We start from the raw sequence: 22,441 nt of genomic DNA on the forward strand, positions 1-22,441 counted from the left end.
TTGAGATACTATAAAGATGAAATCAAAAAAGGATGATAGCCGTTGCCATCATCCTTTTTTATTAACCTAAACCCAAATCTTGAAAAAAATCTACTGATAGGTATAATGCAAGTAGTGTGCCACAATAGTGTTGAAGAATCTTATCTAGTGTTAATTAAGGTTGAAGGCGAAAAGATGTGGCATCTATTTATAAATAAAAAAATCAATGGCAGCATTGTAATATCGTTCATAAAAAAAGGATGAAAGCCGTTGCCATCATCCTTTTTAATTTTTAACTAAAACTAATTTAATTCCTAAAATCAAAATCCAGTATCATTCGTATTCCTTCATCTCCAACTTTAATTCGGATATTACCCGGTTGGCTATGAGGTCCCTGATGGGCAATGGGTTTAAAGGATTGAATTGCTGGTATATCATACAAAAATGAAATATCACCTTCAGGAAAATGTGGCATCGTTCTTCTCTGTCTACCTTTAGGTTCTTCCGGAGTAAATACTCTCATAAATACACCATCGGTTTCGGCATAAACCGTAAACGGAGCATCATCTGATTGAATAGTAGCCCAGTATAGGTTCGCATGGTATCCTTTAAACTCAGGATATGTCAAACCATAATCACTTTCTCCTGTAATGGTGTTGTTATAATCTTTTTGCCAAAGGTTGTAATTGGTTCCTTTGATGCGGTTTTTCCATACCCGATATGGTCCACGACCAAACCACTGCATCCCTTTTGCTTTTTCTTCAGGGTAGGAGAATGATAAGCCAAAGTTACGTATCTCATCATCTGTAAAGGCATCATCAAATCCTTCTCCACCACGAGTTCTATTCAACATTACCGCATTCATATTTAGTAAGCCTTCAGAATCCATTGACCAAACAATTGAGTCGATGGCTCCCAGGTATTTGGCTACAAACATGGCAGAATTGTCTTCTTGACGAGTATAACATTCTTTGAATTGAATTTTCATACCCACAGCTACAGGACCATTGTTAAATGGAATGATGCCGGCATCATTTTTAACTTCCTCCAGTTGCCCATTTTCGTTGTTAAAAGTTACTCTTACTCCATTTGCCGATAAGGTGGTTTTACCTGTTTGTTCCGTTATGTTTACAGCGTTTGAGGGTTTCTTTGAAGAAGCTTGATTAGCAAAGTATTCGTGTGCATATTTTACAGGCCACGTCCAAGTACATATAGATTTACCATGTTTATCAAAAGCTTCAATTTCCAGTACATCTGCAGTAAAGAAATTGTCTGGTATATCTATTTTAGCCTTCCCGGTTTCGCCCGGATTAAGAGCAGGAAACTTAACCGTACCTTCACTGATGGTTGTTTGGTTTGCTCCTTTCAAAGGAGAATCTATTTTGTATAGTCTATACTCAGCCTTACAATCTTTCAGGTTAGTATATAAATAAGTGTTCGAAACAGTGAAATCACCTTTAAATGATGGAGTGATAAACAATTGCTTGAACTGGATTGGAGCCCAAACTTCACGAACGGTAAATACACTTCCTTCTTTTTCGCGATAGGGGCCTACAATACCATCCGGAGCACGGAAATCATCAGAGTCGAGTTTTCCATCTCTATCGGAACGAACTACAGCGTTATCGCAGAAAGCCCACATAAAAGCACCTGCAAACAATGGGTGAGAAGTCCAGTTTAACCAGAAATCTTCCAAGCCGGCACCGTGCCCTTGGTCGTACATGCCATGCATAAATTCAGTAGGCATAAACACTTTATAGCCATTTGTAAAACGAGCTACACCAGTAAGGTATGCAGGGTAGTGGTGAGCATCAACATCGTTAAAATCAGCCCAAGGGTGAATTACGTGTCTGTTTTGAGGATCGTAATCAGCAAAATGAGCATCTAACTCATAATTCCATCCCCCTTCGTTACCATTACTCCAAATCACAATACTAGGATGATTCACATCGCGGGTCACCATCTCTTTTTGTATTCCAGGACCAACTTTTGAGTCGTAACCGTTTTGCCAGCCACCTAGTTCATCAATTACGAATAATCCAATAGAATCGCACATTTCAAGGAAATGCGAATCCGGTGGATAGTGAAAACGAACCGCATTAATGTTCATTTCTTTCATCAATAACACATCCTGCTTGCTTATTTCGCGGTTAGTAGTTCGTCCTCCATCAGGATGGAAAGAGTGACGATTGATACCCTTCATCACAATTCTGGTGTCGTTTACATAGAAACCATCTTTAACGCGAAACTCAACGGTACGAAAACCAATACGTGAATTCCAGGTATGCAGTGTTTTATTTTCCTTGTCAACCAATTTTAGGTCTAAAACATATAAGTTCGGATCCTCAGGATTCCAGTTTTTTACTCCATCCCACTGTGTGTGGATGGTTTGTTTTAGCTGATTATCTTTTAATGGAAGGCTAACTTCTTTGAATGACCCACTTCCTGTTAATGGAGTGATAGAAGCTACTAATTTAGCATCGGTTAGTTCTTTTGAAAGTTCCACTTCAGCATTTAATGTGCCATCAGCTTTGGCATCCACTGCCACATGTGAGATTGCTTCCAAAGGTTTAGCTTCCAGATAAACCGGGCGATAAATTCCACCAAACAACCACCAGTCAGCCATTCTTTCGGCACGATTTATACTTCTGTTTTCTGAGTGTTTATGAACAATTACCTCCAGCTTGTTTTTCTTTCCAACAATTAGTTTATCGGTTATATCGTATGAAAAACGATAAAAGCCACCTTGATGTGTTTTACCGGCTTTATGGCCATTTATAAACACTTCAGTGTCAGTCATGGCGCCTTCAAAAACAATTGAAACCTGTTTATTACTCCATGATTTAGGCATCTTAAATGAGTGTCTGTAAGTACCTGTCTCTTTTGATACTTCCTCATTTTTTTTGTACCAGCGACCATATGTGTATTCTCCATAGCCTTGGATTTCCCATTGAGAAGGAACTTCTATTTTTCCCCATTTTCCACTATTGATACCATCGGAGCAGTAAAAATCCCATGTTACAGTGTTGCCTAATCCTTTCCCCGAAAGATAAAGCTGTTCGGTTTGCTGACCGAAAGCAACTAGAGGGAGTAGAAATATAGTGCAGATTATTAGTAGGTTGCGTTTCATTTTATATTATTTTGTTGTTGCTTGATTAACAAGATTAACGTATTCTATTTTTACTTTTTTATTATTCTCCAATTGAGGGTCGTCTAAAGCATTAATTGTTAATGTATTGGTCTCCCAATTTTTGGCGTGTTTAATGAATCCTGATTTTTCACCTGAAATGGATACATTCTCAAAGATAAAGTTATCAATGGTACTTTTTTTGATTCCGCCAACACGAATACAAACTTCAGCTCCTTCAGCGGTTAAATCTGAAAATGTAATATTCTTAAATTTAGGAAGACCATCTTTAGGATCAACAGGTTCTAACATTTTATTCCAGTGTACCGGTACTTCGTCGGCATTATATCCTTCAGGAAGAGTAGAGTAGCTGTATGAAGGATTCCAATTTAAATCAACTGATAATGGAAACCTAACACTTTTCATTGTAATATTAGAAAGGTGGATATCTTCAACGGTTCCTCCACGGTTGGTAGCACTCTTAAAACGTAATCCATAAGTAGTATTTTCGGCAGTAAGATTATAAGCCACTACGTTTCGAATACTACCTGATGTTTCGCTACCGCATGTGAATAATCCTGCACCAATGCCGGCATAACAGTCCCTGATAACAATGTATTCGCAAGGTCGATTAACTCGCAGTCCATCGGCATCACGACCCGCCTTTAAGCAGAAATTATCATCGTTACAATTAATCGTACTATTCTGAACCAATATGAAATCTGAAGAGTCAATATCTATCCCATCGGTGCTTGGTCCATGACCTTCAATATTATTGCTAATAACCATGTCATTTACCGTTACATGACTTGAATACAAAATGTGCAGACTCCAAAAACCTGATTGGTATAACACAATGCCGTCGATGGTTATGTCTTTGCTGTCAGAAACAAGAATTCCTCTTGGACGTTTGCAGTCATAATCAACAATCCAACGCAATCCTTTGGGTTCGTATTCTTTGCGCATTTTCCAGTATTTATCCCAAAACACTTTGCCTTTTCCATGAATAGTGCCCACACCTGTTATAGCTGCGTTGTTTTTACCAATGATATTAACTAAGGCAGCAGGCCATTCCATCTCAAGTCCGGCAACACGTGTGTCAATCAATTTATAGTCTTTCAGTTCCTGGCTACCCAATAACATGGTTCCTTTGGGAATATGAAAATTAACATTATCTCCAATAAATATTGATCCGGTTAGGTATATTCCTGGCTCAAATGAAACTATACCACCACCGGCATCTTCCGCAGCATTAATAGCCTTTTGTATTGCTTCGGTATTCATTTCCACAGCATCACCAACGGCACCATAATCATTCGCTAAAAAAAGCTTTTCGCTGTTGGGGAACGTTTTTGCTCCCACTTCTTTCATCCATTTATAATTAGGAATGGATTCTTTTTGCTGTGCAAAGCTGTTGAGACTTACTAGTAATAGTATGATTGATATTATTTTCATATTCCTGCTTCTTTTCGACTAATTAGATAAGTTAACTGGTACCAACTTCACTTCGCTGTTTAATCCCGAAGGCATAACTTCCCAATTATCATATAGGTTTCTTGAATAATTAATGTCTACTAAATTAATTTCTTTGAATTTCCTCCATTTGACACCATCTCTATCCATTTGTGCAATGCGGTTAGCGGGTAAATTGGTAACTTCTACTTCAAGTTTGTTAAGTCCATCTTTTAAATAGGATCCAATCCGCAAACTATATGGTACGCACCATAATGTGTCAATGGCTATTCCGTTAATTGAAATACGAGCAGTCTCACGTACATCGCCTAAATCCAAAATCCAATCATCCGCCATTTCTTTCCTGGTTGAGAAGGTAGTGGTGTATTTAGCAGTTCCCATATTAACTGATGCATTTTTATCAGGTAACATTGTCCATGATTGAAGGGCTGGAAGATTAAAAGTATCTTTTATTTCTGGTATACTTTGGGTAAAAGATAGCTGCCAGTTATTCTTCAGCAAAAATGGAGATTTTAACTCATCCACGTAAGCCCATTTTTCAATGGAAGGAGATTTATTATCAAATGTTTGTAATATCAATGATTCACCTGATGCCATTTGAAGACGGACCTGTTTTGTTCCATTATTATCCCGGGTGGCAGCTTTACCTATTTTACCACTTAGTGGGTCAAAGATGACTGCTGACTCAAATGGTACAGCCAGATTAATCCAGGTATCGGTATCTGAATCTTTTAATGCGCTAATAAAATAATGATGACCATTTTTATTGCTTCGGCGGATGTATGATAAGCCATGTTCTTTTTTAAGTTCTTCAGCTTGTACTCCGGTCTTACTTAAGGTTGATTTAAAATTGGATCCTGTAATGATAGCTCCTTCTCCAAACGAATACTTCTTACTTTCTTTAAAGGTACTTTGTGGAAGCTGCATTAAATTGTCTTGGAGGGCCTCGCGTCTTTCAGATAACTGATGAAAACCGGGGACATCCAAAGGGTAGTGATCCATAAATATAATCTCAGCACCATTTTTGGCTAATTGAATCAGGTGCTGAAGTACATCGGCTGGTATCATTTTGGCTGCAGGAACAATCAACGCTTTATAAGCCGAGTTAACAGATGTAACCAACTCTCCATTGATTGTTTTGGTACCTCTGATAAACTCATCAGAGATATAATCCATATCGTATCCGGCCTTATTAATTTCGTGTACTACCTGAATAAATTCAGGAGCTCTTTGTTGCATTTTATGAATGTCGAACATTAGCAAACGGCCGTCTTGCTCATGCCACATATCATAAAGGGGCAAGTATACCAAAAAGTCGTTATCGGGTTGTCCCATTTGCAGGAATGACTGAGTGCGGGAAATGTATTTGAAAAAAGAACCAGCATCTTCCCATAAAGGATTGGTTGGACTCATATCCACAGAAGCATAGAATTTCCATCCGGGCCATTCAGCTTCCTTGGGGCTGTATGTTGTTCCGTGAAAATAAACCCTGTTGACACCTGATACAAACATTAAATCCAAATCGGGTTTACATTGCGATAAAGAGGTTCTAAAATGCTCAGTTAACCATGTGAAGGTCTCGGATGAAGTATATTGTTTTCCTGAAATATGGGCTGCTGAGGAAGCATATTTCAGCATGGATAAATCAGAATCGTTATGACGAGTTAAAGAGTCATGCCTCAATCCTTTAATATGAAAATCAGACAAACCAAATCCCTCGCATTCGGGCACATCCACGGCAGCATACAAATCAATCAGGTTGCCGGGTGATCCATGTGCCTGACTTCTTGTCTGAGCTCCTATGTTATGGGCCCACTCAGTCCATTTCTGAGTAAAATTGGTAAGTAATAATTCACCTAGCAATTCACGATAATCAGTAATGATACGAGCTACCGTATCGTTTCTTTCTTTACTTAAAAAGTAGGGAAGATAATCTTGCAATCGGTACTGATACCTGTCTTCAAAAGACTTCAATAACCCAGGTGTCCAGTCGGCTTGATAGACTTCATAAGAATCGGTAAAGAAAAAGCCGGGTGCCGGAGCATTACTCTTTTTGAAAGATTCATCAAATCGTTCCAGATAGTTAGGTAGGGCTGTTTCTGAAAAGTGATCAATAACTAAACCTTTACCTCCCGGGGCAGCTCTTTTTACCTGTTGAAAAGTATGCCCTTCAAATAATGCTATGATATGCCAAGTGCCATTAGGAGCATTCCAGTTGAGCTGACCGTTATCCACATTACCTGTCAGATCTATGGGCTGGTTATCTTCTCCAAAAGCCATCACGCATATAAGCTTAGCATGCTCTGTCTGTCTTTTATCATCAGGTGCAATTACTTCATCCAATCTCTTACCCGATTTAAGTTGATATTCTTCAATGATAAGCTTAGTTGCAGCATCTTCGGGTTTTACCTGTGGACCGCCAAAAGGCCAGCCTGTACCGGTATTCATATCAACCTGCATATTCAGCCTTTGTGCTTCGGTTTGAGTGTGCTTATATACTTCCATCCATCGATCAGATAAGAAGTCGATATTGTTTTTATCATTGTTCTGAACACCATAAATAGGTGTTATTTCCAATGCTCCAATGCCTGCTTTTGAATATTCTTCGAGGTTATATGTAAGATTAGCTTCATCCACAGCACTACCTAACCACCACCATCTGGCTCCGGGTTTTGTAGTAACAGATTCTTCAGGCCACTTTACCTCGGGCTGACAAGAAGCACTTAATGAAAGAATGAGTGCTACAAGAAAGAGCTTATATTTTTTAAGGTAGTAGAACATGGGAAGAAAGATTATTTAAATTTAATTTCTTAATCTCTTCAGCTGCTAACTTAGCAATAGCAGTGGCTCCGGCTTCTCTTAAATGAGTGTCGTCTTCAGATCCATCCGGACGAATAGAATCCAACCCAGGTCCAAACCACATATACAATTCTTTGGATGGTTCATCACCTAGCATAATAATCATATCACGGCTTCGAGAGTAAATATCGAGTAAAGGAATATTTAATGAGTCTGCAACCTGGCGGGTAATAACAGGATAACCTAATAAGCGGTCATCAACTAAAGCTTTGCCTTTAAAAGTACGCATCACAATGGAAGTGGCTAATATTGGGTTGGCCTGTTTGGCTTTTACATCATTAACCATATTAACCAGATTCTGACGATATTCAGGATATGATGCATGGCGCTCGGGACGCGAAGAAGCATCGTTGTGCCCAAACTGAATAACTACGTAATCACCTGGTTGAGTTTCTTCAATTACTTTAGCCCATCGTTCTTCTGCAATAAAACTTTTAGTACTTCTACCGGCTTTCGCATGGTTTTTAACAGTTATGGTACTATCCAAAAATTGTGGAAGCATTTGAGCCCATCCACGCATAAGCGTTTTAGTGGTGTTGTAGGATTGAGCTGTTGAGTCTCCTGCAATTAACAGACTAACTGGTTGATCTTTCTCTTGCTCACAACTTAAAAACAATACGATCAGAGGAAGTATGAATAGAAATTTTGGTTTCATAATGGTTTTATTGGACTGTTATGCTGATTATTTGTTATAAACTAAGTTGATTTTTACAGGTTTGTTACGATCGCAAACTAACTCCCCATTTAAATATTTCAGTTCACCAACCTGTATAGAAGTGCGTCGGGTGTCAACAGTATTTTCTTTTGCTTTTTCACCTACTCTTCCAGGATGTGTAAAATAGAAGATATAAGCTCTGTCGTTACTAACTACTACATCACAGTGTTGGCCGTGTACTCCATCATCTTTACCGGTACCGGGTTGTTGAAGAATGTGATCTTTCTGACGAGTCCAGTTAGTTAAGTCATCTGATGAATGAATAGCCAAACCTCTCCAGGTATCAATTACCATAAAATATTTGCCTTTCCATTGGAATACTTTTGGTCCTTCGCCGCGTTCAGCTATAATTTTACCTTTGTCTTCCCATTTGTATAAATCAGGGCTGTCGGCATAATAAATGGTTTTACCATCTCTTTCGTTATTGTAGAACATTCTCCATGTTCCATCGGGCTTTTGAATAACACCGGCATCAATTACTTTATCTGATGTTAATTCTATTTTAGATTCGAATTCCCAATCCAATAAGTTTTTACTTGTTAGGTGTACAATGTGACGAGGATGACGCCAATCGGAGAAAATACCCGGAACAATAGTTAAATACATATGGAAAGTACCTTTGCTTTCAACAATATCAGGAGCCCAGTAGGTATATTCATTCACACCGTAATTGATATTGGCTTCGCCTCTGAAAGTCCAGGTTGCTCCATTATCAGCCGACTCGGCAATGTTGATTTTGGTTCCATGTACCCAATCAACGCCGTTTGGGTTTTCCATATTAGCTCTACGATTCGTGTAGAACATAAACCATTTTTGTTCTTTTTCGTTCCAAACCAGTTCTGAATCAGCAGCACCATCAAAAATAGGATCGCGATACAATGGTTTGGGGGCTATTTTACCTTCGCTGGCTAAAGTTTTAGCTTTGATATATTTTTTTAGATCACATTTATCAAGGTCTAGAATAGCTTTGGCTAGTGTTTTACCATGAAGGATAGCGCCGTCATAAGATGTGTGAACTCTATCTTTAAAATAGGGTTTTGTGGTTTCGATACCTAAGGCTTCGTATTGATCAGCACATAAGTCGTTATGGTCGATGTAACAGATGCCTTCTTCTTCTGCTACTTGTTTGGTCCAGGCTGCAAAAGTATCTGTGCAACGATTCATTTTATCATCAGTCCATGTATTCCCAGGCGTGTGTGATAAAGCAATTACATTAACACCGTGAGCTTTAGCCTGGCGTATATAAGTACGCATGTAGTGCCCATATGAATATACTGTTTCAGGGCCACCGGTACGTTGCATAATTACTGTTTCTGATTCTTCGCCGGCACTGTGTAACGAAGCTCTTGCACGACCTGTATTTAAAGGTCCACCATCGTTATGGCCAAATTGAATAATCAAATAATCACCAGGTTGCAGGCCTTCCAGGACACGTTGCCATAGTCCTTCCATCAAAAATGATCTACTACTGCGACCTCCAAGAGCGTGATTTTCAACTGATAATTTAGTAGTGTCAACAAAACGGTCGAAAAAACTTCCCCAACCCCATTGACCTCTGTCACCTTTGCCACTTCCGTTTTTAACAGTAGAATCTCCAATAATGAACAATACTGGATTCTTACCTTTACGAGTGCTTCCGGCTCTTAAATAGGGCGGACGTGATGGATTTTCAATATCGAATATAGCCTCGTTGTGGTTCTGAGCGATTTTATAAAAATGAATAGCGCTGTCATTCATTTTAGGATGCCAGTTCTTAAGTAGAGTAATCATTTCAGCACCGGCTAATAAAGTTGGGCCGTAGCCATGTGCTGCATTTGCACTTACCGGACGATGATAATAAAAAGCAGCATCGAAGCCCATGCCTGTACCGACACATGTGCCTTCCACTTTACCATCACTTGTTATTTTTTCATTCAAGGCATTCCATCCTAAAACGGTTGCTGGTCCGTAAAGAGTACCACTAATCCATCCTTTATTGATACCATGGGCTAAGGCATAAACAAAAATCGCTGTTGCTGAGGTTTCAAGGTAGCTGTCATCTTTATCTAGCAGTTGATGCCATAATCCGTTAGCTGATTGATGGCTAACGATGGATTGGATATGCTCTTGATATATTTTTAGTACATTGGAGTATTGAGGATTGCTTCGGGGAAGCTTATCTAGTGCTTCACACAGGGATAAAAGAGCCCAGCCATTAGCACGAGCCCAGTAGAAATCTGGTTGAGGGTCTTGTCCTTCCACCCATCCATGACGGAATAAACCTTTTTCAGGTACCCACATTCTTTCAATAAATTGTTTCAGTTGTTTGGCAGCTTCATTATTGAAACTAAGGTCTGTATCGTATGGTGCTTTTTGTAATAAAGCAGGAATACTCATAAACATATCATCCGTCCAAACCGAATTATGTTGCGGACGATTGCGGGCAAAAGTGCCATCGTATAAACGCTGTTGATGATACATGATATAATCGATATAAGTATCAATCATCGATTGGTAATTTTTTAAATTACCTGTTTGACGACCTGTTTTGATAACAGCGGCACACATGGCTCCGGCATCATCCAATGCTTGAGGATTAACCACCTTATTCATTAACGGATCTATTTCTCCTGTTTCTTCCAAAATTTCTTTGAAATGAGGAGCTGTTTCAGCTAAGAAATCCAATCGATCAGTTACATACTTAAGATATTGTGGATTTTCGGTTGCCTTGTTCATGTTAAGCATGCCAGCGTAAGTAACTCCCCACTCATAAGAAGTAAGTCTGAAATCGCCTTTTTGAAGTTGGCAATTACGATCAATTTGTGAATAATCGGTGATAGTTTGACCGCTCTGCTTATTTACGATAGCTGCAGGCGTTGAGTTGGAAAGATATTGCAGAATACCATCCATTTTATTTTCAACCTCAGAGATGGTTGGTACATGGTAATTGAAATTATAATCGGGTTGCAACAAATGCAACGGAGTATTTGAGTCAGTTATTTCAGCCTTCTTTTTTGAAGCTTTTTTTTGAGCTCTTGAGATGAGCGGAAGAAAGGTTAATGAGATTATTAATGCTATTAAAATTCCTTTGTTTGTTTTCATGGTATTATTTCAATATTCTCTATGAGCACTGCTCAATTATTTCAATGTAAAAGTACTTTTCAAAAAAGAAGCAAAAATGGAAAATAGTGCAAAGACCTTTAAATTTTGCTATCGGTTTTGAGCATCAAAAACAGCTATGATGCATTAGTATTGGTTTATTTTATTTTAAGGAGTTTTATTCCTGCGACTTTATTTGATGTAATAGTTCATTTTTCATCTTTTTTAATACCGGATTACCAACAGAAGTCGCATACAGATTATTCCATTCTTGTGGATCATTCTCCAAATCGTAAAATTCACCTGATATAATATCTTCCTCGGTATAATCGGAAATATTAGCTTTTCTATTCATTACCAGAATTAATTTATAAGGGCTGTTCCTCCACATAAAAGAAGCCTGATTCTTCTTTTCATGCAAAGCGCAAAAGGTTCCTTGCCTGTTTTGGGTAGTGTCGAGCAGATTAATGCCCATTGCCTTTTTAGGGTGATCAATACCAGCAGTGGAAAGTAAAGTAGGAAGTACATCCACCAGTTCAACATTTCTATCATCAAGTTTGCCTTTCAACTCTTCTGGCAAGGCATTTCCTGATAAAATAAATGGTACCCTAACACTTGATTCGTATAAACAATATTTATTAAATCGATAAAATCGTTCACCCAGCATCTCACCATGGTCCGATACGTAAATGATAATTGCATTATCCAGTATTTTTTTGTCTTCTAATGCAGCAAGCGTTCTCTCAAACATATGATCTATCCAAGAGCAGTTAGCTTTGTAACGCATGGTCATTTCTTTCCACTGTTCTTCATTGGCATCTTTCCAGAAATTGATATACATATCACGTCGGTTAACACCTTCGGCATGCTCCGAGTGGTCTTCTTCCCATGGAGGTTGTTGTGCATATTGGGTGTTTTTTAAATCGTAGAAGTCTTCGTAGCCTTCTGGAACATTATGTCCGGCATGTGGTTTAAGAAATGAGAGATATAAGAAGAGTGGTCTTTCATCATTTCTCTTATTGATGTATTTAATGCACTGGTCAAATACCCAACCATCACGATGATCTCCTTCGTCAATCTCACTTGTTTTACCAATGTAGCCAATAGGTCTTTCTTCGCCGCCGCCGTATTCTTTTACTTCTTCGTTATAACGCTCTTTCTTTGCAGGATCAGCATCAATCATCATCACTGCATTTTGTTCTCGGCACTCACCAATATAGCGTGTTTCAAATCCTCTGGTTGATGGAATAAAAGGCTGCGAACTGGTTCCCCAATGAGTTTTACCAAATCCGGCAGTTTCATATCCAGCTTCCTGTAAGAGTTGCATCAAGGTTTTTGCAGGCAATAAAGAATCTTGTAAACCGTGTTGGTTCCGAACTATTCCTACTTGGTTTGGATAGAGGCCAAACATCATTGAATTGCGGCTTGCAACACACATGGGAGCCTGGCATACAGCCTGAGTAAACCGTACACCTTCCTTCGCCAGTTTGTCAAGGGCCGGGGTGTGCATACTTGAATCAACCACACCTAATGCATCCCATCGATGTTGGTCATCCATTAAAAAAATGATATTGGGTGGTGCTGTAGGTTCTGATTTTTGCACTGTTTGACAACCGGGAAAAATAAGGATTCCCAAGAACATGATGATTCCGATATAGCTTTTCACTATACATTTCTTTGTATGATGTAGTTGTTTCATATCCTGGATTCGTTAATATTCTTCTCAATAACAAAGCTGTGTTGTAATGAGAGAAGTAAAAATAGCTGCAATTATCTGCTTTCGGAATGGATATAAATCCTTATCCATGTAATTGAATACAGTGCAAAAAAATAGGCTTTTGGTAAGTGTAATATCTCAACCAAAAGCCTATTAATATGTAAGAAATTCGACTTATTCTTTAACTATTTTAGTAATGTATGATTCATTATTGACTGTAATAGTTATGAAATATACTCCATTGGAAAGAGAAGAGAAATCAATTTCAGATATACTACTTTCAATAATTTGATGGTTAATTAATCTACCTGACATATCTCTGGTTTGAATTATTGCACTATTAAATGCAGAATTTATGTCGATATGTAATAGGTCTTCAACCGGATTTGGGTACACTGATATGTTGGCATTGTTTTTAACAGACGAAATGGCTGTTGGTACATCTGTTACTTTAATAATACCATTGGTATACAAATCGGAAGTATCCCAATATAAACCATCTCCCGGTGTTTCAGGACTGATAGCCTCAAAGCTTCCAGATATAATGTTAGCATCAATTACCTGATACGATTGACCATTAGTGAAGCTTCCTCTAAGGTTATTGATATTTAAAGTTCCGTTAGCAATGAGACTTCCATTTACAACCAATTTATCACAAGAGCCTGAAGATGCAAGACATTTTATAAAGAAGTTACTTCCGCTCTGCATAGTTACCGAATTATTGATAGTTAAAGAACCAATTTGAGTTAACAAACCAGGTCTTAGATTACCACCATTGCTAACTGTTACAGCTCCGGAAATAGATCCATCTCCAGCCAGCGATCCTGCAGATTCAACTGATACGGAACCTGTTCCAGTACCACTGCCGGTTGTGTTGGAAACAATTAAACTGCCTTCTTCAATGATGGTTCCTTGTGTATAAGTATTAGAATTAGTTAGAGTCCATCGGCCCGTACCAGTTTTTACGATGGCAGTTTGAGCGCCAGCATTTTTATAAGCAGTGTTAGTAATTCTACCATCAAATGTGGCATTAGTGCCTAAGTTACCCACTTTCCAGGTGATGGTTGTTGCTCCTCTTTCGCCAGAACCAAGTTCTGAGGTTGAAGCTCCTGATAGCTCTCCAATTTCAATTGTTGCATCGCGTCCATGTTGCCATACACCAAACACATTATCGCCTAAGCTAATTGAAGCCTGAGGATATCCCTGATCATTACCACATATAAACCATCCATTATTAGTGGTTGTAACATTTATTTGACCAGTGAAACCGGACCAGTTGCCTTGAAGGTGTGCCCGGTTGGCAGGGCTGTTTAAGTTAAGTGTTCCTTCTCCAACAAGAGTGCCGTACATATCGCAACGGCTATCAAGATTTATGGATGCAATATACCCATAAGGTACTTCAATATTCCAGTTAATACTACTGTATGTGCCTAAATTGTTGAGCATTGATAAGGTGGCATCTTTAATAACTACACTATTTGTACCAAATCCATCTGAATTAGCAGCCTCGGTAAGTAAATTTACGTTTCCTTCACTAATGGTGAATGTACCAGCTAATGTATTGGCAGAAGAAAGGTTAAGCAAGCCAGAACCTCGTTTGTTAAAATTACCATTACCTGTTATAACACCATCCAATGTTAATGTTTTACCTGTTGAAACATTTATTTGTCCGTTATTTTCACCTATAGTAATGCCTCTGTTTGTTGAACTGCTTGTACCGGAAAAATAGATGCCGGCACCACTCAAAGTAATACTACCCGGATCAGTACTTCCGTATCCAAAACAACTTGGATTTCCTATATTATCCAAATGAGTCACAAACGTAAATCCTGAGGTTAACTCCACATTACCTGTAAAAGTATTGTTTTCATTTAAGGTAAGGTTACCACTACCAGATTTGATTAGTCCTCCTGAACCGCTAATTGAACCTTTGCCTGAAAAAGTATAAGCAGAAGTAGAATTTACTTCCATACTGCCAATTGATACTTCATCGCCAACAACCACCTCATGGTTTCCTGTTTCATCAAATAAAACGTTATCACCAAAAGCAAAAAAGTCAATTACACCGTTATTAATCCAATTGGTATTTTGCAACAAATTCCAAGTGTTATTGTCACTGCCACTCCAGATAATAGAAGCAGGTTCGCGAGGTACCTCTGTATGCAAGACAATAGTTTGATCAACAACTTCAATACTGGTAATTAATTCGCGTAAGCCAATAATTTCAATATTTTCAATTGCCCCAGAGAATGTGCCGGTAAAGCTAAATAAGGTATATGTACCACCACTTAAAGTACCATCTGGCTTATTCACTGTGATGGTGATGTTATTGCCAATAGTTAAATCTCCGTTAACAACAACTTGATCATTGGTCTTAATTGATCCTGTTGGATCATCACTCAGATCGAAATTAAAATTGGCATTGTCCTCTGCAAGTAAATTACCATTAATAGTGGTAGTTGCAGCTTCGGTATATTTACCAGCCCATAAAGTTGCTTTCTGAAGTAAAGAGACATCTCCCAATACGCCAGATCCTGAGATTGCACCTCTGCTTTCAATAGTCGCTACGCTGGTTTCAATATTTCCTGAGACGATTAGTATACCTTCAGATACGAGTGTTTTTCCAGTATAATTGTTAGTTGTTTTTATGGTCAGGCTACCCGATCCACTTTTAATCAATTGCATATCACCGCTGAGCGATCCTGTTCCGGAAAAAGTGTAGTCATTGGGACTAATGATAGATACCTTGGATGGTTCAATGGTTTGATTGATCAGAATATCAGATGTATTGTTACCTGAGATAGAAAACAAAACATCATCTCCATTAGAGAATACAGAAGTTGTTCCGTCTTTCAAATTCCAGTTTGCTGAATTATTAATATCCCAGTTAAAACCTGATGCACCGTCCCATTTTAATTTAGCTTGAGAAATAGGGGCCAGGGGAGGAGTATCCATTCCTGTTCCTAGAAAAAATCCCGGATGAGGTGGTTGGTTGTAGCCAACATTCTGCCAGGCAATAGCTAACCGGTATTGTGGATCGTGCATTAATGTTCTGAAACGATGACTTGTTTCGTGTGTAGTTGTGTAAATTCGTAATTTCGTATTGTCTGATGTTCTGAAGATTACCTCTTCTCGCCAATCACCTAATATATCGGCAGATAAATTAGGGGTTGCTTTAGTGCTGTTATTTGATTCACAACCATATGCAGTTAATAAGTTTCCAACATTGTATTTGCTAATAGTAATACCATCTAATAATTCCCTGGTTAGGTCGCCATCCCACCAAGCTAAAAAGTTCATGGCTGTTTTTCCTCCTATTACTTCACCATCTACATTATATGTGCCTGCTCCGGTAGATGACCATCTTTCATATCCTCTGTGATCAGGGCTAATATCGGCCGCAACACCTCTACCAACATCTTCACCTGGTGCCCTTATTTGCCATAGCACTTCACCTGTGGCAGCATCGCGATAAGTCATTCCATTTCCTCCATCTTCATGAGGCATAAAAACTTCCAATCCAGGACGATCGGGATCCATATCTGAAACATGTAAGGCATCTCCATGTCCTAATCCAGTTGAATATAAACCAGTACCATCATTGTCAATAGTACAGGAGCCGTAGATAATTTCATCTTTCCCATCGCCATCAACATCGGCCACACTTAAGTTATGGTTACCTTGTCCGTAATATGCCCCATTACCCGGATTATTACTATCAAATATCCAACGTTGACTCAGCTGAGTTCCATTCCAATCCCAGGCAGCTAAAACAGAACGGGTATAATATCCACGAGTCATAACTATACTAGGTTTTTCTCCGTCGAGGTAAGCAACACAAGCAAGGAAACGATCTACTCTGTTACCGTAACTATCACCCCACGAACTGACAGAACCACGTGGTGGTTCGTAATTAACCGTAGCCAATTCAATTCCTGTTTCGCCGCTAAAAACGGTCAAATATTCCGGCCCGGATAAGATGTAACCACCTGAATTTCTGTAGTCGGCTAGGTGGTTGGTTGTAGCTGCCGGTCCGGTGCTTAAATAATTTCCCGAATTATCTTTTGTACCCGGGGCTGTCTTACAAGCCAATTCAGCTATGCCATCACCATCAAAATCATATACCAGAAACTGTGTGTAATGAGCTCCGGCTCTGATGTTAATTCCTAAATCAATTCTCCAAAGCTGAGTTCCATCTAATGTGTATGCATCTAAATATACATTACCCGTATAACCTGATTGAGAATTATCTTTTGCATTGGAAGGATCCCATTTGACAATAATCTCATATTGACCATCACCATTCAAATCGCCTACACTACAGTCATTAGGAGAGTATGAGTAGGAAACTCCATCAGGAGTTGTTCCACCTGTTGGTCGATTAAGGTTTACTTCTAAATATTGGTTGCCCCAAATAGGTGCAGCTGCTGATTTAGCCTGTTCAACACCATTTACTATTGCCGCAACAAAGTACTGTGCATCAGCAGATGAATTATCAATGTAATTGGTAGATTCAGAGATTGGTTCAGCATTGATTTTTGTGTCATCACGATACAGGTTGAATGAAACGTCATCATCTTCTGTTCCCAGCCACCGCCAGCTAACAAATACTTCACTGGTACTGGTTCGAACAGCAACTACTCCGCGATCAAGATCTTCGATTTGACGCTGAGCAGATGAAAAAACAGGAAAGAGTATTAAAAGCAATCCTGTTAATATTATCGTAAAGTTTACTTTCATAGATAAAATAGATTTAGCATAGTAAATACCCCTTGATTAAATCCTCAATCAAGGGGTAATATTCTTTAAGAGATGATGATTTTATTGATGTAATATTCGTTGTCTATCTGAACCTTAATAAGGTAAACACCTGCAGAAAGATTTTCTAATGAAACAGGCGCTATTTTGCCACCTTCAATATTATCGGTAAATACTGTTGTACCACTTAAATCCTCCACAGTGATGATACCATTTCCATAAATATTGGAAAGGTCTATTTGAATCTGTCCATCCGTTGGGTTTGGATAGATTACCAGTTCAGTATTGTATTCATTATCCAAAATTCCGGTTGGAGTATCAGAAACTTTGATTACACCAGATGTGTATAATTCAGATGTATCCCAGTATAATCCATCAGCTGGATTCTCAGGTGAGATAGAAGAGAATTGGCCTGTAATTAATGATGCATCCATTATAGTAAATGATTGCCCGGTAGAATAACTGCCTCTTAAATTATTGATTAATAAGTTGCCACTAATTGACATAGAGCCATTTACTTCTATTTTGTCTGAAGAGGAAGCAGAAGCTATTGCTTTGATGTATAAGTTACTATTTTGTTCTAAAATAAGGTCGTTACTAATAGTTAAGGTACCCAGCTGCGTGGTTAATCCGGGCCTTAAATTACCGTCGGCGGTTATGGTCACCAGACCAGATATAAAGCCGTTACCCGCTAATGAACCATTAGCATCAACGTAAACATCACCTGTTCCGGTTGCACTACCACTTGTGTTTTCGGCAATTAAGGTACCTTGTTCAATGGTTGTTCCTCCCGTATATGAATTTGAGTTTGTTAAACTCCATCTTCCGTTTCCAGTTTTTATGATGGCTGTTTGGGGACCCGAATTCTTATAGTATCTGTTAGAAATTTTTCCATCAAAAGTAGAATTGGTCCCTAAGCCCCCAATTTTCCAGGTTAAGGTTTCAGCACCTGCTTCTCCGGATCCTAACTCTGATGAAGCAGAACCTGTTAGTTCCCCTATTTCAATGGTGGCATCATACGAATGTCTCCACACACCAAAAACATTATCACCTAAATAAACCGATGAGTTGGGGTATCCATTACTGTTTCCACAAATAAACCACCCGTTGTTAGATGTGTTGACATTAATTTGGCCAGAAAAAGCAGACCAGTCACCATCTAAATGAGGACGCACATAGGGTGTGTTAAGGTTTAAAACTCCACCACCAGTTAGTGTTCCATTAATGGTTGATCTACCATCCAAATTTAATAGTCCTTCGTAGCCATACGGAACATCAATATTCCACTGGGTATTTGTTTCGGTTCCGGTACTATTGGCCATTGAAAGAGTTGCATTTTTAAGAGTAACCAGATCTCCCAGTCCGCTTATGTTTGCATCTTCGGATTGGAGAACAATTTTACCTCCATTTATAGAAGTTGCTGAATGTGTATTGATTTCAGTTAGATTTAAGGTTCCATCTCCATTTTTTATCAGGGTACCATTACCGGTGAAACTTCCCCCCATTGTCATACTTGTGGTACCTGACAGATAGAAGATGGCATTGTTATCGCCAATGGTAATATTTCTGTTGGTTGTAAAATCAGCATCGTTAAAAAATAGAGTAGTTCTATTTACAATAAAGTTGCTGGCTTCGCCTGATGCAGCCCCTAGTGGACCAGCTGTGTTGGCATTAGAAATGTATGGTACTTGTACATATCCTCCATCTAAAAAAACAGGGCCGGTAAACTCATTTGTATTATTGATGAATAATCTTCCGGTATTTTTCTTTGTTAATCCACCCTCTCCGGAGATGATTCCCTCACCATTAAATGTGTAGTCGTTACTTGCATCAATGGTCATATTTCCAATTGGCACATTCTCGGTTACATTTATTGTGTATTCAGCAGCATCATTAGTAAAGTAAACGGTATCGTTACCTAAAAACCACTCTTCAACATCGTTATTCAGCCAGTTATAAGCACCTGCAAAATCCCACACATCACCATTGTTCCCTGACCAAAATAATTTAGTATTTTCTCTTACTTCCAATACTTCTAATGAAAGTTTGTTATCAGCAACAATCAGTTGGCATGCAACATCATTCACTCCAAGTAATTCAATGTCCTCAATAGAACCATTGAAGGTTCCATCAAAAGTAATCAGGTTATATGTACCCGGGTCTAAAGTTCCGGCAGTTCTGTTTATGGTTAAAAATGTTTTCCCTGAAACGGTAAGATCACCAGTTACGTTTATAATGTCATTATCTCCAGAGGTTGTTGAAGATAAGTCAAAGAAGCATTTAGAGCCTTCAGTAAGTACTAATCCATTATTGATAGTTCCTGTTCCTATGGATGAAATGTCTGAACCGGCGTATAATTTGCCTTGAGACATAATAGTTACTCCATTAGCAACTGATCCATTCAAGAATAATTCGCCAAACATTCCAACTTCAACCGAACTTGCAGTTAAACTTTCGTTTACCACCAAACTTCCTTTATATACTTTGGTAGCACCGGAATAATCATTGGCATTGTTGATAATTAGTTTACCTGTCCCGGATTTTATTAATTCCATATCACCCGATAATTTTCCAGTACCATCAAATGTGTAATCATCTTGCGAGAATACAGTGAGGCTAGCCGGAGAAATGGTTGTGCTGATATTGACCGAACTGGTATTTTCTCCTGTAAAGTCAAACAGAACGTTGGCGCCATCGCTGTAATTAACCGTGTTTCCATCTTCATCTATCCATGTTGCAGTTCCGCTTCCCCAATCAGGTCCAGACACCCATGCTATTTTATTATTGATAATGGGATAGGGGACAGCTTCTTCTGTTTCCGTTCCTAAATAAATGGCTGTATGTGGAGGTTGGTTATAAGAATTGTTTTGCCATGAGATAGCAATTCTATATTGAGGTTCGTGCATCAGGGTCGGCATCCTGAAATTAGTAATATCCGTTGTAGTATATATTCTAAAGAATGAATTATTGGTACTACGAACGATAAACTCTTCGCGCCAATCACCAAGTATGTCAGCTTGTAAACAAGGATTTCCCTTGGTCCAGTTATTGGATGCAGTGCCAGTTGCAAGTAAAACTCTGTAGGCACTAAGAGTGGTAGGGTTGTATTTTGTTATTTCAGGTGTTCCATAGCCTATTGAGGTTGAGAATCCAGAATGATCGAGAAATTCACGGGTAAGATTGCCATCCCACCAAATCATTTGGCTCATTGCTACATTGTTAGATCCTACTATTTGGCCATCAACATTATACATTGGACATTCTGTAGCAGCCCAAAGCTCCCAGCCTGGGTAGTTTGGGTTGATATCACCTGCAGCAGCTCTACCACAATCTCGGTTTGACCGATAACGAATATGTAACTCTCCATCAGCCGAGCTTCTTAAGGTTGCTCCCCAGGTATTTCCACCTTCTAAGCATTGCCAGGTTTCCAATCCTTTTCTATCCGGATCCATATCACTAACATGAATAGCATCACCATGTCCAAAACGTGTTGAATATAAGCCGGTACCATCATTGTTAATAACCATTGCTCCATAAACAATCTCATCACATCCGTCATCATCAACATCGGCACAACTCAAATTGTGATTTCCTTGCCCAGTATACTCGGTGGCTACTCCGTTAGGATCACTATCCCAGGCCCAACGTTTGGTTAAGTTGGTTCCATCCCAATCCCATGCTTCCATCTTAATACGGTGGTAAATGCCTCGACCATTAACCATACTTGGAGTTTTGCCATCCAGGTAGGCAACTGTCCACATACATTTATTGGCTCGGTGTGCATATTGCCCAAGATGCATCCCGGGAGTACCCCATTGTGATATGGGTGCCATTGCTATATAATTATCCCAGGCTAATTCCTTTCCTGTTTCTCCTTCAAAAATGGAAATATAATCGGGGCCTTCTGTGCGATAAAGGGTAGAATTTTCAACCAGTGAGTAACGATAATTTATTACACCGTCATTATCCCGGTCACCAATATCCACACCAGTTCCATCAATCATTCCATCAGAAGTACGAGTTGCAATTTCAGCTTTGCCGTCGCCATCAAAATCATAAACCAGAAAGTTAATTTCGGTTCCATCGTTCATGTTAGGGCCTAAATTAATGGTCCACATGTGTGTGCCATCTAACTTATAGGCTTCAAGTAAATTGTAATCGGTTGCATATTGACTTTGATCAACAGCAAGTCTTTTAATGATAACTTCATATTGTCCATCACCCGTAAGATCACCGACAGAAGCATCGCTTAAATTATATTTATTGTAAGGATAATCGACACTTGTAATAGGAATATCCAGATATTGATTGGCCCATACACTTACTTCATTGGAAGGATCTTGTTCAACTCCATCAATAATAGCTGAAACAGAATATTTTGAAGAGGCACTGCCAGATGTATCCAAATAGTTGGTAGCTCCGGTAATAGGTGTAGTGTTTAGCTTTACTCCATCCCGATAGATATTGTAGGTAACTTGTCGTAATTCGGTTGCAAGTACACGCCATCCTACGTAAACATCATTTCCTGACTGAACGGCAACAACCCCTCTGTCAAGAGCCTCCATCTTTCTTTGTGCACTTGTATTTTGAAACAATCCTAAGATAAATAGTATCATAAAAGATTGAGTCAAGAGTTTGAAATTTTTCATTATTAATGATTTAGTTTTCATAAAAACAGGTAATGATAACACTCAATTTATTTAAGGACAGAGAGCTTCTCTGTTATATGCTGTAA

8 protein-coding genes are annotated in these 22,441 nt (G+C 38.9%); all 8 read right to left on the bottom strand.

Annotated elements, in window-relative coordinates; translation table 11 throughout:
* Positions 1 to 286 precede the first annotated feature (286 nt).
* The 8 genes from KEM10_RS07280 to KEM10_RS07315 all read right to left on the bottom strand — a co-directional run bounded on the left by KEM10_RS07280 (position 287) and on the right by KEM10_RS07315 (position 22,355).
* The gene (locus KEM10_RS07280; protein WP_212215317.1) at positions 287 to 3,109 is read right to left on the bottom strand and encodes a glycoside hydrolase family 2 protein; all 2,823 of its coding nucleotides are present in this window, start codon (positions 3,107 to 3,109) and stop codon (positions 287 to 289) included.
* 6 nt (positions 3,110 to 3,115) lie between these two features.
* Positions 3,116 to 4,561, bottom strand: coding sequence for a glycoside hydrolase family 28 protein (locus tag KEM10_RS07285; protein WP_212215318.1), 1,446 nt, complete (start codon positions 4,559 to 4,561; stop codon positions 3,116 to 3,118).
* 18 nt (positions 4,562 to 4,579) lie between these two features.
* Positions 4,580 to 7,360, bottom strand: coding sequence for an alpha-L-rhamnosidase (locus KEM10_RS07290; RefSeq protein WP_212215319.1), 2,781 nt, complete (start codon positions 7,358 to 7,360; stop codon positions 4,580 to 4,582).
* Complete coding sequence (locus KEM10_RS07295; protein WP_212215320.1) at positions 7,344 to 8,093, bottom strand: rhamnogalacturonan acetylesterase; 750 nt, start codon at positions 8,091 to 8,093, stop codon at positions 7,344 to 7,346. Before KEM10_RS07295 ends, KEM10_RS07290 begins: the two co-directional genes overlap by 17 nt.
* A 27-nt stretch (positions 8,094 to 8,120) precedes the next feature.
* Positions 8,121 to 11,234 (bottom strand): glycoside hydrolase family 88 protein, encoded by a 3,114-nt coding sequence (locus KEM10_RS07300; protein ID WP_212215321.1) that lies wholly within the window; start codon positions 11,232 to 11,234, stop codon positions 8,121 to 8,123.
* Positions 11,235 to 11,409: 175 nt separating this feature from the next.
* The gene (locus KEM10_RS07305) at positions 11,410 to 12,897 is read right to left on the bottom strand and encodes a sulfatase family protein (RefSeq protein WP_212215322.1); all 1,488 of its coding nucleotides are present in this window, start codon (positions 12,895 to 12,897) and stop codon (positions 11,410 to 11,412) included.
* A 225-nt stretch (positions 12,898 to 13,122) separates the two neighbouring features.
* The gene (locus KEM10_RS24725; RefSeq protein ID WP_212215323.1) at positions 13,123 to 17,688 is read right to left on the bottom strand and encodes a rhamnogalacturonan lyase family protein; all 4,566 of its coding nucleotides are present in this window, start codon (positions 17,686 to 17,688) and stop codon (positions 13,123 to 13,125) included.
* Positions 17,689 to 17,753: 65 nt separating this feature from the next.
* Positions 17,754 to 22,355, bottom strand: coding sequence for a rhamnogalacturonan lyase family protein (locus KEM10_RS07315; protein ID WP_212215324.1), 4,602 nt, complete (start codon positions 22,353 to 22,355; stop codon positions 17,754 to 17,756).
* Between the last annotated feature and the right edge of the window lie 86 nt (positions 22,356 to 22,441).

The organism is Carboxylicivirga linearis (genome assembly GCF_018271995.1).
GTDB classification, from domain to species: domain Bacteria; phylum Bacteroidota; class Bacteroidia; order Bacteroidales; family Marinilabiliaceae; genus Carboxylicivirga; species Carboxylicivirga linearis.